The 16,576-nt window shown below is 56.6% G+C and carries 18 protein-coding genes and 1 other RNA gene; 9 read left to right on the top strand and 10 right to left on the bottom strand.

Annotation, left to right across the window (positions count from 1 at the left end; genetic code table 11):
- Window positions 1-27 precede the first annotated feature (27 nt).
- The 3 genes from Q0931_RS15600 to Q0931_RS15610 are packed head-to-tail and all read left to right on the top strand — an operon-like array spanning window position 28 to window position 2,691.
- Window positions 28-885, top strand: a complete 858-nt coding sequence (locus tag Q0931_RS15600; protein WP_299261925.1) for an ABC transporter substrate-binding protein — start codon at window positions 28-30, stop codon at window positions 883-885.
- Window positions 878-1,948 (top strand): iron ABC transporter permease, encoded by a 1,071-nt coding sequence (locus Q0931_RS15605; RefSeq protein ID WP_299261926.1) that lies wholly within the window; start codon window positions 878-880, stop codon window positions 1,946-1,948. Before Q0931_RS15600 ends, Q0931_RS15605 begins: the two co-directional genes overlap by 8 nt.
- Window positions 1,942-2,691, top strand: a complete 750-nt coding sequence (locus Q0931_RS15610) for an ABC transporter ATP-binding protein (protein WP_299261927.1) — start codon at window positions 1,942-1,944, stop codon at window positions 2,689-2,691. Before Q0931_RS15605 ends, Q0931_RS15610 begins: the two co-directional genes overlap by 7 nt.
- Before the next feature lie 45 nt (window positions 2,692-2,736).
- Here Q0931_RS15610 and Q0931_RS15615 read toward each other — a convergent pair whose 3' ends face one another.
- The 5 genes from Q0931_RS15615 to grpE form a co-directional block, all read right to left on the bottom strand.
- Complete coding sequence (locus Q0931_RS15615; RefSeq protein WP_299261928.1) at window positions 2,737-3,144, bottom strand: septal ring lytic transglycosylase RlpA family protein; 408 nt, start codon at window positions 3,142-3,144, stop codon at window positions 2,737-2,739.
- Between the two features lie 79 nt (window positions 3,145-3,223).
- Window positions 3,224-3,628, bottom strand: a complete 405-nt coding sequence (locus Q0931_RS15620; RefSeq protein WP_299261929.1) for an organic hydroperoxide resistance protein — start codon at window positions 3,626-3,628, stop codon at window positions 3,224-3,226.
- Window positions 3,629-3,752: 124 nt separating this feature from the next.
- Window positions 3,753-4,904 (bottom strand): molecular chaperone DnaJ, encoded by a 1,152-nt coding sequence (gene dnaJ, locus Q0931_RS15625; protein ID WP_299261930.1) that lies wholly within the window; start codon window positions 4,902-4,904, stop codon window positions 3,753-3,755.
- An 87-nt stretch (window positions 4,905-4,991) separates the two neighbouring features.
- A complete protein-coding gene (gene dnaK, locus Q0931_RS15630; protein ID WP_299261931.1) occupies window positions 4,992-6,914 on the bottom strand; it encodes a molecular chaperone DnaK in 1,923 nt (640 codons plus the stop codon).
- Window positions 6,915-7,059: 145 nt separating this feature from the next.
- Window positions 7,060-7,686, bottom strand: coding sequence for a nucleotide exchange factor GrpE (gene grpE / locus Q0931_RS15635; RefSeq protein ID WP_299261932.1), 627 nt, complete (start codon window positions 7,684-7,686; stop codon window positions 7,060-7,062).
- Window positions 7,687-7,976: 290 nt separating this feature from the next.
- On the opposite strand from grpE, the gene recN reads away from it, so the two are divergent.
- The gene (gene recN, locus Q0931_RS15640; RefSeq protein ID WP_299261933.1) at window positions 7,977-9,650 is read left to right on the top strand and encodes a DNA repair protein RecN; all 1,674 of its coding nucleotides are present in this window, start codon (window positions 7,977-7,979) and stop codon (window positions 9,648-9,650) included.
- An 82-nt stretch (window positions 9,651-9,732) separates the two neighbouring features.
- On the opposite strand, the gene fur is transcribed toward recN, so the two are convergent.
- Window positions 9,733-10,185, bottom strand: coding sequence for a ferric iron uptake transcriptional regulator (gene fur, locus Q0931_RS15645; protein WP_086620854.1), 453 nt, complete (start codon window positions 10,183-10,185; stop codon window positions 9,733-9,735).
- Window positions 10,186-10,258: 73 nt separating this feature from the next.
- Between fur and Q0931_RS15650 the strand changes: the two genes are divergently transcribed.
- Entirely contained in the window at window positions 10,259-10,699 is a 441-nt protein-coding gene (locus tag Q0931_RS15650; protein ID WP_299261934.1) for an outer membrane protein assembly factor BamE, read from the top strand.
- 23 nt (window positions 10,700-10,722) lie between these two features.
- On the opposite strand, the gene Q0931_RS15655 is transcribed toward Q0931_RS15650, so the two are convergent.
- Entirely contained in the window at window positions 10,723-11,031 is a 309-nt protein-coding gene (locus tag Q0931_RS15655; RefSeq protein ID WP_299261935.1) for an RnfH family protein, read from the bottom strand.
- Window positions 11,031-11,465, bottom strand: a complete 435-nt coding sequence (locus Q0931_RS15660; RefSeq protein ID WP_299261936.1) for a type II toxin-antitoxin system RatA family toxin — start codon at window positions 11,463-11,465, stop codon at window positions 11,031-11,033. Before Q0931_RS15660 ends, Q0931_RS15655 begins: the two co-directional genes overlap by 1 nt.
- 153 nt (window positions 11,466-11,618) lie before the next feature.
- Between Q0931_RS15660 and smpB the strand changes: the two genes are divergently transcribed.
- From smpB to Q0931_RS15675, 3 genes are all read left to right on the top strand, one after another.
- The gene (gene smpB, locus Q0931_RS15665; protein ID WP_108844066.1) at window positions 11,619-12,095 is read left to right on the top strand and encodes an SsrA-binding protein SmpB; all 477 of its coding nucleotides are present in this window, start codon (window positions 11,619-11,621) and stop codon (window positions 12,093-12,095) included.
- Window positions 12,096-12,206: 111 nt separating this feature from the next.
- Window positions 12,207-12,588: a transfer-messenger RNA gene (gene ssrA, locus Q0931_RS15670) on the top strand.
- A gap of 453 nt (window positions 12,589-13,041) precedes the next feature.
- Complete coding sequence (locus Q0931_RS15675) at window positions 13,042-14,199, top strand: ATP-grasp fold amidoligase family protein (protein ID WP_299261937.1); 1,158 nt, start codon at window positions 13,042-13,044, stop codon at window positions 14,197-14,199.
- A 46-nt stretch (window positions 14,200-14,245) separates the two neighbouring features.
- Here Q0931_RS15675 and Q0931_RS15680 read toward each other — a convergent pair whose 3' ends face one another.
- Complete coding sequence (locus tag Q0931_RS15680) at window positions 14,246-14,950, bottom strand: hypothetical protein (RefSeq protein ID WP_299261938.1); 705 nt, start codon at window positions 14,948-14,950, stop codon at window positions 14,246-14,248.
- A 274-nt stretch (window positions 14,951-15,224) separates the two neighbouring features.
- Here Q0931_RS15680 and Q0931_RS15685 point away from each other — a divergent pair, with 274 nt between their 5' ends.
- Window positions 15,225-15,818 (top strand): Yip1 family protein, encoded by a 594-nt coding sequence (locus Q0931_RS15685; RefSeq protein ID WP_299261939.1) that lies wholly within the window; start codon window positions 15,225-15,227, stop codon window positions 15,816-15,818.
- A 141-nt stretch (window positions 15,819-15,959) separates the two neighbouring features.
- Here the strand turns inward: Q0931_RS15685 and Q0931_RS15690 are convergent, their stop codons facing one another.
- On the bottom strand, window positions 15,960-16,163 hold the full coding sequence (locus tag Q0931_RS15690; protein ID WP_086620861.1) for a cold-shock protein: 204 nt from the start codon (window positions 16,161-16,163) through the stop codon (window positions 15,960-15,962).
- Window positions 16,164-16,576: the final 413 nt, after the last annotated feature.

Raw genomic sequence — 16,576 nt, forward strand, 5'->3', positions numbered from 1 at the left:
GCCGCCTATGCCGCAAAATTTCCCGAATTGAAAGACATTCCGACCTTTGGCGGTTTCAAGGATGGCACCTTTGACGTGGAGCAGGCCGCTTCTCTCAAACCCGATGTGGTCTTCATGAACATCGAGGCGCAAACGGCCACCGAAGATGCCGGCTACGAGGACAAGCTCGCCGCCCTGGGCATCCCCATTGTCTATGTGGATTTTCGTGAAGATCCCATCAAGGACACCCCGGCCTCGATCCGGCTCATGGGGAGGCTTCTGGACAAGGAAAATGAAGCAGAGCGCTTTATCAACTTTTCCAACCAGCAGATGGCGCGCGTCACCGATGTGATTGAACAGGCCGACCCGGAGCGCCCGCGCGTATTTATCGACCGCGCCGGCGGCTACTCTGATGACTGCTGCATGAGCTTTGGTCCGCACAATTTCGGTGACTACGTTCGCATTGCTGGCGGCCAGAACATTGCCGACGACATCATCCCCAACACCTTTGGCACCCTCAATCCCGAACAGATCATCGCCTCCAACCCGCAGCAGGTCGTGGTCACCGGTGGCGATTGGGAAGCCTATGTCCCCGGCGGTGCCTGGGTGGGTGTCGGGCCGGGCGCTGACATGACGGAAGCCCGCCGCAAGCTCGAAGCCCTGACACATCGCACGGCCATGACCGGCATCGATGCCGTCAAACACGATCGTGTCCATGCCATCTGGCATCAGTTCTACAACAGCCCCTATTACTTTGTGGCGATTCAGCAGCTGGCCAAATGGTTCCATCCGGACCTTTTCAAGGATCTCGATCCGGATGCCACCCTGCGCGAGCTTCATGAACGCTTTTTGCCTTTGACGTACCAGCCAGGGTACTGGGTGTCGCTCGAGGCGGAAGATGAATAAGTCGACGGCCGCCATGACCTCTCCCCAACAGGGTCGCACCTTCTATCGCACCATGGTCCTGCGCCGTCAGGTGATCCTGCTGGGGCTTCTGGGCGCCCTGTTTTTAAGCTTTTGCGTCGATCTGGCACTTGGGCCTGCTCGATATGAGCTGACAGAGGTGCTGAGCGCGCTGCTCACGCCCGGCTCGGTCAGTGAACAGATCAGCGTCATTGTCTGGCAGATCCGTATGCCGGTGGCGCTGATGGCGATCGTGGTTGGCGCGAGTCTCTCTATTGCCGGCGCGCAGATGCAGACCATCCTCAGCAACCCGCTGGCCAGCCCTTTTACACTGGGCATTTCGGCCGGTGCCGGGTTCGGCGCGGCGCTGGCGCTGGCCTTTGGGGTGTCGATCGTGCCGTTCGCAGTGGACTATATCGTGCCGATCAATGCGTTTCTGGTCGCCATGCTCACGGCGCTGATGATTCACCTATTGAGCATGCGCCGGGGCGTGACGATTGAAACCATCGTGCTGCTGGGCATTGCCATGGTGTTTATCTTCAACGCGCTCATGGCGTTGATCCAGTTCTTTGCCAGCCAGCAGGCCCTGTCGGCCGTGGTGTTCTGGACCATGGGCAGCCTGACCAAGGCGACCTGGCCCAAGGTCTGGGTATCGCTTGCGGTACTGGCGATTGCGATTCCGCTGCTGGCCCGTCACGGCTGGGCGCTGACCGCCATGCGACTGGGCGATGCCAAGGCCGAAAGCATGGGCGTGCGGCCGCGTCGGCTCCGGCTTCAGGTGTTGATGCTGGTATCGCTGCTGGCGTCAGTGTCCGTGGCCTTTGTCGGCACGATCGGCTTTATCGGCCTGGTGGGGCCGCATATCGCGCGGATGCTGGTGGGAGAGGATCAACGCTTCTTCCTGCCGGCGTCCGCCCTCTGCGGCGCCCTGATCCTGTCGGTGGGATCAGTGATTTCCAAGATGCTGATTCCGGGCACGGTGATTCCCATCGGCATCATCACCTCGCTGGTCGGCATTCCGTTTTTTCTCTTTCTTGTTCTCAACCAGAAGAAATCGATATGGTAAGCCTGACGCTTGAACAGGTGACCGCTCACTACGGCAAGCGTGAAGTGCTCTCGAGCATTACCACTCCGACGCTGTCGGGCGGCCAGGTGGTGGCGCTGCTGGGCCCCAATGCTGCGGGCAAGTCCACGCTGTTTCGACGCATTCTGGGGCTGCTAACCGGTGGCGGGCAGGTTCGCATCGCCGGGACAAACGCCGAGCGCCCCGTGGCCTACATGCCACAGGAAACCCGCATCGATGCGGTGTTAAGCGTCTACGAAAGCGTTTTGCTGGCACGCATGCAGGGTCGCCGTCTCAAGGTGCAGCCCGAGGACCTGGCCCAGGTGGATGCTGCCCTTGACGAGCTCAATCTTCAGCCACTGGCCCAACGCGATATCGGGGATCTCAGCGGCGGCCAGCGTCAGCTGGTCAGTGCCGCCCAGGCGCTGGTCCAGTCTCCTGACATTCTTCTGCTGGATGAACCCACGTCCGCGCTTGACCTGCATCGCCAGATCGGGCTTTTGAGCGTGCTTCGCCGACTGGCCGAACAGCGTCAGATGCTGATCATCGTGGCTCTGCACGATCTTGGCCACGCGCTGCGCTTTGCCGATCAGGCCATTGTGCTGGCCGGCGGCGCCCTGAAGGCATGCGGGCCGACGCGGGCCGTGGTCACCGCCGAACTCCTGCGCGAGGTCTATCAGGTCGAAGGGCGCATCGAAACCTGCTCCAGAGGCAGCCCGATGCTGGTGGTTGAGACCGCGCTTTAGGCTCTGGCAACACCTGCCGGCAGGCGGCTTCGAACCGTCGAACAGCTACTTCAGCACTTCCACCCTGACCGGCGCGACGCCACTGCGAATCATGCCGATCTGACTGGCCGCAGCTCGGGACAGGTCGATGATTCGCCCTTTGGAAAAGGGCCCGCGGTCATTGATGCGCACCACTGTCTGGCGCTGATTGTTCAGATTGGTCACTCGCACCCGGGTACCGAAGGCGAGCGTTCGATGGGCTGCCGTCATGGCATTTTTGTTGTAGCGTTCACCGCTGGCAGTGCGCGCACCCTGATGGCGGTCGCTGTAAAAGGAGGCCTCACCCGAGGCGGTGGCCCCCGGTGCCTCAGACAGCTGCCTGCCAGCGCACCCGGCAAGAGCGAGAAGACACAGCAGCGCCAGAAGCTGCTGCCCTTTCAGCCAGCACTTTGCCGGCATTGATACGATCGACATGGCCCGTACTCTTCATAAAAAAACGCACCGCAGTCTATCAGAGCTGCGGTGCGTTTTTTGACGGGATCACACGGTGGTCTCAGTGACCCTTCACTTCGATATCGACCTGAATGTTGCCTCGAGTGGCCTTGGAGTACGGGCACATCTCATGCGCCTGAGCGATCAGCTTTTCCGCTTCGGCCTGGGGCAGAGCCACTTCCGCAGTCAGTTTAACCGCCAGATTGTAGTCATGATTTTCAGCATCCAGCGTGACATGAGCGGCCACCGGGATGTCATCGAGCTTGTGACCCTGCTGGCGTGCCACGCCCATGGCCGCGCTGGAGAAACAGGCAGCATAACCGGCAGCAAACAGCTGCTCCGGATTGGTGGCATCTGTACCACTGCCCGGCATGGCGAGGTCGACATCAAGAATGCCGTCATCACTTCTGGCATGTCCCTTGCGTCCGCCGGAGACATTGACGGTGGTTTCATACATGACTGACATGATGCTCTTCCTGTGTTGAAAACCTGCTGCAAGCGTAGTTGATACCGGCTCAGGACGCCTGGCCATGCAGACAAACATAAAAAAACCCTGCCGACCGGCAGGGTTTTGATGTCGATCCAGACGCTTATGGGCGCATGTCATCGAAAAACTTTTTCACGCCGTCAAACCAGCGGCTTTTACGCGGCGAATGGCGCGTGTCCGTGCCGTCCAGACTTTCCTGGAACTGACGCAGCAGCTGCTTTTGCTCTTCATCGAGATTGACCGGCGTTTCCAGTACCACCTTGCACATCAGATCGCCCGGTGCGCCGCCACGTACCGGCTTGACGCCCTTGCCGCGCAACCTGAAAAGCTTGCCGGTCTGGGTCTCGGGCGGAATGCGCAGCTTGACGCGACCCTCGAGCGTTGGCACTTCAAGCTCACCACCGAGGGTGGCGTCCACGAAATTGATGGGCACTTCGCAGTAGAGATCACGCCCGTCGCGTTCGAAGATGGCATGGGCCTTGATGGCCACCTGCACATACAGATCGCCTGCCGGGCCACCGTTCACGCCGGCCTCACCTTCACCGTTGAGACGAATGCGATCACCGGTATCGACGCCGGCCGGAATCTTGACCGACAGGGTCCGCGTCTCCTGAACGCGCCCTTCACCGTGGCACTTGCGGCACGGCGTATCCACCATCTGCCCCTGGCCATGACAGGTCGGGCAGGGCTGCTGCACGGCAAAAAAGCCCTGCTGCATGCGAACCTGACCCATGCCGTTACAGGTGGAGCAGGTGCGCTTGCTGGTACCGGGTTCGGCGCAGTCACCGTGACAGCGATCGCATTCCACCAGCCGCGGCACGCGAATATCGACCGTCGTGCCGGCAACGGCCTCTTCCAGATCGATTTCCAGGTTGTAGCGCAGGTCACTGCCACGCGCGGCACCACCCGGGCCACGCCGTCCGCCGGCACCCCCGAAGATGTCGCCGAACACGTCACCAAAGATATCGCTGAAACCGCCTGAGCCACCGGCACCACCAAAGCCACCGCCGCCAAAGCCGCCGCCCTGACCATCAACGCCGGCATGACCGAACTGGTCGTAGGCCGCCCGCTTGTCACTGTCGGCTAATACTTCATAGGCGTCAGAGACCTCTCGAAACTTCTCGGCAGCCGTCTCATCATCAGGGTTGCGATCGGGATGATACTTCTGTGCCAGGCGACGATAGGCCTTCTTGATTTCCTTGTCGTCGGCGCCGCGCTCGACGCCGAGGACCTCATAATAGTCACGCTTGGACATGGTCTAACGAATCCTCCGAAGTCTGACACCTGCAAAAACAACGCGGGAGCAAGGCTCCCGCGTTGTACAGATCAGGCGTGGAAAACCTTACTGCTTTTTCTGATCGTCGTTGACTTCTTCGTAGTCCGCATCGACCACATCATCACCGCTCTTTTGAGCGCCTTCCGGCTGCTCGCCCTGAGCCTGTTCGCCCTGCTCGGCGTACATTTTCTGGGCCAGGTTACCGGAAGCCTCGGTCAGGGCATCCAGCTTCGGCTGGATCTGCTCGGGGTCATCGCTCTTGAGCGCTTCTTCCAGTTCGCTGATGGCCGTTTCAATGCTCTGACGATCTTCATCAGTGGCCTTGTCACCGGACTCTTCCAGCGTCTTGCGCGAGGCGTGAATCATGCCGTCGGCCTGGTTTCGCAGCTGAACGAGTTCCTCGAACTTCTTGTCCTCGGCCTCGTGCGCTTCGGCGTCCTTGACCATCTGATCGATCTCGTCATCGGAGAGACCGCCGGAGGACTTGATGACGATCGACTGTTCCTTGCCGGTCGCCTTGTCCTTCGCCGTAATGTTCAGGATGCCGTTGGCATCAAGATCGAAGGCCACTTCAATCTGCGGTACACCACGCGGCGCCGGCGGAATGTCGGCCAGGTCAAAACGACCCAGCGACTTGTTCTGTGCCGCCTGCTTGCGCTCACCCTGCAGCGCATGGATGGTCACCGCTGTCTGGTTGTCCTCGGCCGTGGAGAAGGTCTGTGTCTTCTTGGTCGGGATCGTGGTGTTCTTTTCGATCAGCGGCGTCATGACGCCCCCCATCGTTTCGATACCCAGCGTCAGCGGCGTCACGTCGAGCAGCAGCACGTCCTTGACATCACCGCCCAGTACGCCGCCCTGAAGCGCAGCACCCATGGCCACGGCTTCGTCGGGGTTGACGTCCTTGCGAGCTTCCTGACCAAAGAATTCGGCTACCTTTTGCTGAACCATCGGCATGCGCGTCTGGCCACCGACCAGGATCACATCCTGAATCTCGCTGTTGGAGAGACCGGCGTCCTGCATGGCCGTCTTGCACGGGCCGAGCGAGCGCTGTACCAGATCTTCGACCAGCGACTCAAGCTTGGCACGCGTGACCTTGACGGCCAGGTGCTTGGGACCGGTCTGATCGGCCGTGATATAGGGCAGATTGACTTCGGTCTGCTGGGCAGAAGACAGCTCGATCTTGGCCTTCTCGGCGGCTTCCTTCAGACGCTGCATGGCGAGCGAATCGCCCGACAGGTCGATACCGGAATCCGTCTTGAACTGCTGGACAAGATAGTCGATCAGCTTGAGGTCAAAGTCTTCGCCGCCAAGGAAGGTATCACCGTTGGTTGCGAGCACTTCGAACTGCTTTTCACCATCGACATCAGCCACTTCGATAATGGAGATATCAAAGGTACCACCGCCCAGGTCGTAGACCGCGATGGTACGGTCGCCGCCCTTGCTGTCCATCCCGTAGGCCAGCGCGGCTGCCGTCGGTTCGTTGATGATGCGCTTGACTTCAAGACCGGCGATACGACCGGCGTCCTTGGTGGCCTGACGCTGAGAGTCGTTGAAGTAGGCTGGTACGGTGATGACCGCTTCCGTGACCTCTTCACCGAGATAATCCTCTGCGGTCTTTTTCATCTTCTTCAGGACTTCAGCGCTGACCTGCGGCGGCGCCATCTTCTTGTCGTTGACCTGAACCCAGGCATCGCCGTTGTCGGCTTCGATGATGCTGTAGGGCACCATCTTGATGTCCTTTTGAACAACGTCATCCTTGAACTTGCGGCCGATCAGACGCTTGACCGCATACAGGGTGTTGTTCGGATTGGTGACGGCCTGACGCTTGGCCGCCTGACCAACCAGTGTTTCGCCGTCATCGGTATAGCCGATGATGGAAGGTGTCGTGCGAGCACCTTCAGCGTTTTCGATTACGCGGGTCTTGTCGCCATCAAGCACAGCCACACAGGAGTTGGTTGTGCCAAGGTCGATACCAATAATGCGTCCCATAGTGTCACCTCGAAAAATCTTTTGAACCAGAATTGCTGTCGATGCGCAGCCAACGCTGCGTGTATGTCTACCTATGTGTGGGCATTACGCTGCTTTTCAAGACCCCACACGTATCGTTGTCGACAAATCATCCGAAACCGGGTAATCAGGCCTGCTTGCTCACCACCACCATGGCCGGACGCACCAGGCGACCATTGAGCGTGTATCCCTTCTGCATGACGTCCATGACCGTATTGGGATCCAGCTCCGGATTGGCCACCTGCGTCATGGCTTCATGGTACTGGGGATCGAAGGGCTCGCCGTGCGGGTCGATCTGCTCGACGCCAAACTTTCCGAGAACGTCCAGCTGCATCCGAAGGGTCATGGACACGCCTTCACGATGCGTCTCGCTGACATCCTCGCTCATGCTTTCAAGGCCCTTTTCGAGGCTGTCCACGACCGGCAGCAGCTCCTTGACGAACTTTTCCAGCGCAAACTTTTTGGCCTTCTCGGCATCCTGCTCGGCACGGCGGCGTACGTTTTGCGCTTCGGCCGCAGCCCGAACCTGCTGGTCCTTCGCCTGCGCCAGCTCCTGCTCGAGCTCTGCCACGCGCCCGGCCAGAACGTCGGCTTCCTGCTCGCTCTGGCTCAGTACGGCATCGTCGTCCGAGGCCAGCTCGCCTTCGATATCCTCGAGAGTATCCGTATTGTCGGTGTCAAGCGGTTGCGGCTCGCCTTCGCGCTCGGCACGCTCGAGTTCTTCATCCCTTGGATCATGCGGCTTGTTGGTCATACCCCACTCCTGACTCGCTGTGTCTACCATTTGAATCATGGCGCTCATTTTGCGCGGGCATACGCGACCGGCTGTCAGTGCGTCATCCTGTAGAGCGACATTCATGCTGAAAACTGTTTACCCAGATGGGGCATTCGGGTCGCAATCTCAAGGCATGACGACGATGAAATTACCAATTCAGGGTATTGAAGCCCGTTCAGAGCAGCTGTATAAAAACACATTCACTGTATATAAAATCAGTCTCCATCCACTAAACCCAGTCATTTGCGACACCGCACACGGGAGTGGCCATGCTGTCTCAGCTATCCATCAGTAACTACGCCATCGTTGAACATCTGGAACTGGATTTCCGGGATGGCATGACGGCCATCACCGGCGAAACCGGTGCCGGCAAGTCCATTCTTCTGGATGCCCTGTCGCTTTGTCTGGGAGAAAGAGCCGATGCCGGCAGCGTGCGCCATGGCGCTTCGCGGGCCGATCTGGCTGTGCGCTTTGATGTCGAGAAACTACCAGAGGCACGCACCTGGCTTGCCGAGCGCGACCTCGACGATACGGAGTGCCTGATGCGACGCTCGGTTACCGCCAACGGTCGCTCGAAGGCCTGGATCAACGGCGTACCGGCCACGCTTGCCGATCTCAAGGTGCTCAGCGAACATCTGATTGATATCCACGGTCAGCATGCCCATCAGACCCTGATGCGTGAGGAAACGCACCTGCGCCTGCTGGACGATTTTGCAGGCCACAGCGAGAAGGTCGAACAGCTCACGCAGATCTATCGCCAGTGGCAACAGGCCAGCCGCCGACTGAAAAATGCACGGGAAAGCGGTGACGAGCAGCAGGCTCGCTGTCAGCTGCTGCGCTATCAGGTTGAAGAACTCGATGCGCTGGCACTGGGTGAAGAAGAGCTTTCGGCACTTGAAGAGGAACAGACCCGTCTGGCCAATGCCGAAGAGCTTATCACCCAGGCACAGTTCGCCGCGGACTGTTGCGACGACGATGAGAGTGGCGCCCTGCCCCGGCTGACTCAGGCCAGACAGCGACTGGAGCAGTTGCCCGGCAGCGATAGCGGCGCTCTGGCCAACATTCTGGGTATGCTGGGGGATGCCTGCATTCAGCTGCAGGAAGCAGGCTATGAGCTGCATCGCTACGTCAATGCTACCGAACTGGACCCTGATCGTCTGATGACGGTCGAGTCACGTCTGGCCGAAATTCACCGCATTGCACGCAAGCACCACGTCATGCCCGAGGAAGTACCGGCGCTGCATCAACGCCTGCAGGCGGAGCTTGCCGATCTTCAGGAGGGCGGGGAAGACATGGAGACGCTGGTCGAGGCCACAGAAACCGCGCGCAACGCCTGGCGCGAGCTGGCGCGCCAGATCTCCGAACAGCGTATCGAGGCGGCACGCCGCATGGGCGAGGAAGTGAAGTCCCAGCTGGCCTTTCTGGGCATGGAAAAGGCAGACTTTACCGTTGATGTCGCGCACAGGGAGACGGCACAGCCCGACGGGATGGACCGGGTCAGCTTTTTGATCAGCGCCAACCCCGGGCAACCGGCACGTGCCCTGACGCGGGTGGCATCGGGCGGCGAACTGTCCCGCGTCAGTCTTGCCATCCAGGTGGTTGCCGCACAACACAGCACCATTCCGACACTGGTCTTTGACGAGGTGGACGTGGGCATTTCAGGCGCCACGGCAGAAATCGTCGGACAGCTGCTGCGTCAACTGGGCAGTCACGGTCAGATTCTCTGCGTCACGCACCTGCCTCAGGTCGCCGCGCAGGGACATCAGCATCTGCATATCGAAAAGCAGGCGGATGAGCGCACCACGCATACCACCATGGCACTGCTTGATGAGGGTGGGCGTGTACGAGAACTGGCGCGAATGCTGGGGGGCGTACACCTTTCAGAGCGCACGCTGGCCCATGCCCGCGAGATGCTGGACGTCAGCCAACGATCCGCCCATTAGAAGGGCCTTCGATTTACCGACGTCAAAACGCCGCGAACATTCGCGGCGTTTTCATGATCACCCAGGTCTTCGTCGCCTCTGATCAGCGGCGATTGCCACCGCCATCCTGACGCGTCGCACTGGACCCCTTGGGGCGAACATAAAGCACGAGGGCGTGATCGACCAGCTCGTAGCCGCGCTCTTCGGCAAGCTCGCGCTGACGGCGTTCGATATCGCGATCAAAGAACTCGACGACTTCGCCCGTTTCCAGACACAGCATATGATCGTGATGTTCTTCCTGAGACATTTCGAATACAGCATGGCCGCCGTCAAAATTATGACGTACAACAAGGCCTGCAGATTCGAACTGTGTCAGAACACGATAAACGGTGGCCAGACCGACGTCTTCACCGGAATCCAGCAGCGCCTTGTAGACGTCTTCAGCGCTCATGTGCAGATCCTCTTCCCGAGTCGCCTCGAGGATCTGAAGGATTTTTACGCGGGGCAGGGTCACCTTGAGGCCCGCCTTGCGTAATTCCTGATTTCTATCGGCCATGGTAGCTCTTCGCAGTCTCTGGATGTATCGGGTATGATCGATCAAGGCAAACGATAGGGAAAGTCCCAGGCAAATGCAAAACACGCTCAAGATTATAATTTTTTCTTTTCTGATCAGCCTGTTAGCGGCGTGCGTTTATAAGCGCGACCTGCCACAGGGCAATCTGATCACTCCTGACATGGTGTCGCAGCTGCAGCCCGGCATGAGCCGTCAGCAGGTGGTACAGGTCATGGGGAGCCCTTTGATGTACAACGCCTTTGACGATTCACACTGGAATTATGTCTATCGGCTGAAGGATGCTGACGACAATATCACTGAAAAGCAGGTTTCGCTCGTCTTTAATGGCAATCAACTGGCGGAGATTCAGACCGCCGGCGATATCGATGCCAGCCCCCGGACCCAGCAGGGTGACGCCCCTGCGTCAGCCGCCGCAGCCGGTCCTGGAGAGGTCGTCTCTCCGATGGGCCAGCCAACATCAAATCCCGAAGGTGGCGCGGCGGATCCGGCCCTGTAGGTCATCGACTGGATAACCGGCATTCAGACCTTTCGTCGGGCCCGGGCCCGACGAGCCTGCTTCGGGTCAACCTGTAGTGGCCTGTAAATCTCGATGCGATCCCCTTGATGCACTGGCTGATCGGCGGGCGATTTTACATGCTCGCCGAATATCCCCAGCTTCAACGTATTGAGAGGCACATTCCTCAATTCGCTTACTCGATTGCAAAAACCCGAAGTTTCGAGCGCACCCAGCACCGTGGTACCCAAAGGTACCGTGATGATTTCGAGATACTGTGACTCCGGTGTCGCCCAGACGACCTCGCAGGTAATGTATTTCTCTTCGTCATGCATTAGCGTCCGTACACCCTGTCTGCCCGCTCGATAAAGGCATCCACCAGCTGGCCCGCCAGCTGATTGAAAAGGCGTCCAAAGGCCATCCCCAAAAGCCGGCTGGAAAACTCGAACTCCAGATGCAGCTCTACCCGGCAGGAGCGATCATCAAGGGCGACAAACTTCCAGTACCCCTCAAAACGCCTGAAGGGTCCGCTGGCCAGGGACAGATCAATGCGATCAAAGGGTTTGAGCGCATTGTGGGTGCGAAAGGTCTGTTCTATCCCTCCCTTGCCCAGGGTCAGTTCCCCTACCAGATGATCGTCTTTTCTTTCGACCGTACGCGCGTTGCGACAGTTGGGAAGAAATTCTGGATAGCGTTCAAAATCATTCACCAGCTCAAACATCTGCTGATCGGTATGGCGCACCATCGCGGAGCGATCAACGGTGGGCATGCCCTTCTCCCATGACGCAGGCACGCTCAGCGCGTACCATGGTTGACGTTTGTTCACACATACTTGAATGATATCACGCCTCCCCCCATTTCAAGGTGAGCACGCGCATGTGATGTATTGCATGATCTTTATAGTCAAGGAGATGACATTTCGATGGGCAAGAAGAAACAACAGCCCTCAGGCAACCTGATTGCCCAGAACCGCAAGGCGCGCCATGAGTACCACATCGAAGAGAGCTTCGAAGCAGGGCTTGCTTTATCCGGGTGGGAAGTCAAAAGCCTGCGCGCCGGCAAGGCACAGCTGACCGATACCTATATTCTGGTGCGTCGTGGCGAAGCCTGGCTCATGGGCGCCCATTTTACGCCTTTGAACACGACCAGCACTCATGAAGTGGCGGAACCAGCCAGAACGCGCAAGCTGCTGCTACATAGAAAGGAAATTGCCAAAATTTTTTCACGCACGCAGGACAAGGGACATACCTGTGTCCCGTTGAGGCTTTACTGGAAAGGGCATCTGGTCAAATGCGAGCTGGCACTGGTGGTCGGCAAACAAAAGCATGACAAGCGAGAAACCGAAAAACAACGGGACTGGCAGCGGCAGAAGGCGCGTGTGGTACGCGAGCAGCGTTAATCAACCGGGAAACCCTGCAACGGCATGGCAGCAGTACGCGCAGAATCAGGTATTTCAGTACCGATAGCAATTGGCGCTCACTTCAATTATTGCTACACTGTGTATTGATCTGGGGGCGTTATGGATTCGACGCCGGTTGCAGATCCTGAGGTGCATGCCGAGAGCGTAACGTATCTCGTAAATCCCACGTTACTTTAAAATAGTCGCAAATGACGAAAACTATGCTCAAGAGGGCGCGCTGGCAGCTTAAACCCTGCTGGTAACCTTCTTACCCCGAAGCGATGTGCCTGTTCATCGTAACGGGGCTATGAGCTACAGCTGACAGGATCGTGGTTGGCTTTGTTCTCGCGTCAACCGCTAAACATTAGAGAGCCCGCTGTATCGGATCCTGCTCGTCGGAGCCGATATGGTTAAACCAAAAGACGAATCTAAGCATGTAGAGCTGATGGACGAGTGCCGGCGGACGGGGGTTCAACTCCCCCCGCCTCCACCAAACATCAAAAAAGCCGCTGAGCAATCAGCGGCTTTTTTTTATTTTGCGCTTTTCAATCAGTTACTTAACCTCTGCCGATTATATATTAATTTAATCAATCCCAAGATCAAAAAGAATTTCCAATCAGTAACAATGGGAACTTTAATCTTCATAATCACTCGCCCTACCAGGAATAATGCACCAAACTTGACCGGACCCCTCAGATACATTGAAACCTTATGAGGATCGTCACTTTGCGCGTTCCAGCCTACCTGTCTGGGCGTACCACACGATTTAATGTCGTGGACCATGAATATTTTTTTAATTACCCCGAATGGCAGCGGTAATTATGCAGAAAGTAACAAAAGATACACAACGTGACCTGCAACACCACTTCGGCACATCCCGGTGGTGAACACGCTGCCAATATGACGCTATCGCAGCTAATACCTATCGGACTGATGTTTTCCCTGGATGGCGCCGTACCATTTTTCAGATCAAACTGAAAATTTTACGACTACCTTCATAAACGGTTCAGCGAACTATATTTATTCGTTAACCGGCAAGGTTGTTCATGGCCAATACAGGACATCATCCGATGCAACAACCCAATCAAATGGGCAGCTGTCTCGCAGGGTATCCAAGAATGAAGGAGGGCATATGCCCAGGGCCGTAAAAAACCTGTTTGCCGACTCGCTGACGGCTGAATCGGAGCCTCAAATGAAGAAGCAGGACAGCAGGGTGGTCGATGTGGAGAAAAGGGACCGCATCGATGAGTACCTGCGTCTGGCACGTCGCAGCATCATGAATGTCCTTCCTGACAAGTGGCATACGGCGCTTCGCTATCGACGCGTATTCGGAGAATTCCCGGATTTAAAAAACCCGCGCACCTTTAATGAAAAGATCTGCTATCGCAAAATTAATCCTCAGCCTATTTATTCTGTTCTGAGCGACAAGATTGCGGCACGCGATTATGTAGCGCACACCATCGGCGAACAGTACCTGGTGCCCTGCTACGCCATAGAATCCGAGCCTACACCGGCCACCTATTCAGCACTGCCGGAAAGCTTTGTCATGAAAGCCAATCACGGCTTTGGATATAATCTGCTCGTGCGTGACAAGGCCGACCACCCCTTTCCTCAGATCTACAATCTGGGACAGCACTGGCTAGGGCAGGATTTTTACGATGTTTGTCGCGAAGCACACTATCGTCAGATCAAGCCCCGCCTGATTTTTGAAAAGCTGCTTCTGGATGACCTTGGCAACATCCCCAAGGATTTCAAGTTCCATTGCTTTCAACGCGAAGGCGAAGATCCGGTCGTTTTTATTGAAGTGACTCACGACCGCTTTACCAATTACAAGGTCGATTTTTACAATCAGGACTGGGAGCTGGTAGAAATTCGCCGGCCTGAAGTCAGCACCGGGCAGGCCATGCCAAGGCCGCAACAGCTTGATGAGGCCCTTGAGCTGGCGCTCAAGCTTGCCAACGGCTTCTCTTACGTTCGGGTTGATTTTTACCTAGTGGGTGACGCCATTTATTTTGGTGAGATGACCTTTACGCCGACGGCCGGACTGACAAAGTTCAAGGATCGCGAAACCGATCATCAATGGGGCGCCCTGTTCGACATCTAGACCCGCCCTTCATGGCATGGCCACCATCCGATGGCCATGTCATGATCTACTCTCCCTGCCGATCACTGGAATCAAGTGGCATTCTCAGATCGCGCTGCCATCGGCGCACCTTGAGCCGTTGACGCCGCTTGCCCAGCTGCTGCGTTCCAATCGTTTCGGGGACAAGACTCAGTTTTTTATCGTCATCGTATTTCATGTTGAATCGTCGGCTTGCCCCTATTGGGCTGGTCTCGGCACCAAAAATCATGATCAGTCGAATTTCAACGCGACTGAAACCTACCTCCCCGGTCGGACGACAGCTTTCATCAACGGTAATACCATGCTCACTGGCCACTTTCTGAAGCAGCGTTCTAAAGGTACCCGCGTTCATGTACTCGCCAGAACCCAGCGGCCCCTGTCGCGTCACCTGGCGCAGCTCTTTCATGTCGACATCACTGCCGCCCTCTCCCTGCTCGTCCACAGTATCGGTCACGTCGGTAACATACTGGCCATCGCTGGTTTCGAGCTTGACGATAATGCTGTCGACAAACACGGCAGACTGACTCATGTTGCTGACGATGCAACGTGAATCGATTCCTCGACCATAGCCATGATTGATAATGATCTGAGGACGGCGCTGCATACGAAAGTTATGCAGAAGCAGCTGCAGATAAACGCCCCATATCAACAGCATGCCAACGCTGGTCAGCCCGCTGAAGACCGTAGCGTTTTCCTGTATCCAGTCCCACAGATTACCCAAAAAATAGATCACTGCTGCCCCCTGAAAAATATGCGCCTGAATGCCACTTCAACCTGTTTATCGAGGCGGACTTCCTGTCAGATAAGCATGGCTGAAAAAGCAGCACTCTGCTCGAGTATGCCTCTCTATCGACCAATGGATGTTCATGACAGGCACATCAGGAGATAACCACCCACTATAGTACCAGACAGGTGGCCGCTTTCCGGTGGCCAACTGCATGAAGCATGAATCGTTTGTCCGTGACATCAACACTGTTTTGGACCCCGAGCGGTCCTGGGAGTGCATCATGATTCATCATGTCTGGGGCCTCATGGCTCATCCTCATCGAGAGTGGAAGCACATCGAAGGGGAACACGAAAGCGCGACACACATGTATGCCAGCCATGTTCTTTTATTGGCTGCCATCCCTGTCGTCAGCGCCTTTATTGGCACAACGACTGTCGGCTGGGACTTCGGACGCTCGGCCGTCGTAACGCTTTCAACGACCAGCGCATTACAGCTGGCCGTTCTGTTCTATCTGGCCATTCTGGGGGCCATCGCCCTGATGGGGTTTGTAATTCATCGCATGGCGCAACGATACCCCGTTCATCCCGATCTGAATCGCTGCATCGTTTTTGCCGGTTATGTGGCGACCCCCATGTTTCTGGCCGGGCTGGTCGCTCTGTATCCGATGGTATGGCTGTGTGTGCTGGCAGGGGTAGCAGGACTCTGTTACACGGGCTATCTACTTTATCTGGGCATACCGGGCTTTCTGGGCATAGATCGCAAGGAGGGCTTCATCGTTTCCAGCTCGACGCTGGGCATTGGCGTACTGGTACTTGAGGTGCTTCTTGCCATTGCCGTCTTGCTCTGGGGATATGGAGCCCATCTTGTTTACTAAGCAAAAAGGCAGGGATACATCATGAAAAGGAAGAAGGGGGAGGACAGGAATAAATAAAAGGCCAAACAAACGCACACAACAACAAATAAAAAGGGAGCTGCCGATGGCAGCTCCCTTTACAGTAGAATTTAATCTACCGACTTACTCGGGGCGGATTGCAGAAGCCTGCAGACCTTTTTTACCCTGAGTAACGTTGAAGGAGACCTTCTGGCCTTCCTGCAGCGACTTGAAACCTTCTGCCTGAATCTCGGAGAAGTGTGCGAACAGATCGTCGCCACCGTCGTCAGGAGAAATAAAACCGAAGCCTTTGCTGTCGTTGAACCACTTAACAGTGCCAGTTGCCATGCTTTTGATACCTGTGCAATAAATTAATGATGGTTAGCCCATTGTGGGCAAAAACAAGATAGCCATTCATATGCTCTCGACAGGATCGATTACAACTGACGATATACTGCCTTGTTCACCATCTAGATCATAGTGCACCTATCGCTTTACCGGGTCAAGTAACCCTTTGGTAGGGGGTATGCGATACGAACAAGATGAACACTCCGTATAACGGAAAAACGAAGGGAGGTCAACAAAATCCGAATATTTAAAACCAGACGCGACATGCATGGCGTCCGGATCGGGCAATGGCATGAAAACCGGATGGTCTGCTCAACGTCTTTATTCGAACCAACAGGCGCTGCCGATCGTTGCGATCAGCACCTGGCCGGTCATTTACCTATAAAAAAACCGCCCTGAAGGCGGTTTCTTTT

The sequence above is a fragment of the uncultured Kushneria sp. genome, from assembly GCF_947497025.1.
Lineage (GTDB): Bacteria > Pseudomonadota > Gammaproteobacteria > Pseudomonadales > Halomonadaceae > Kushneria.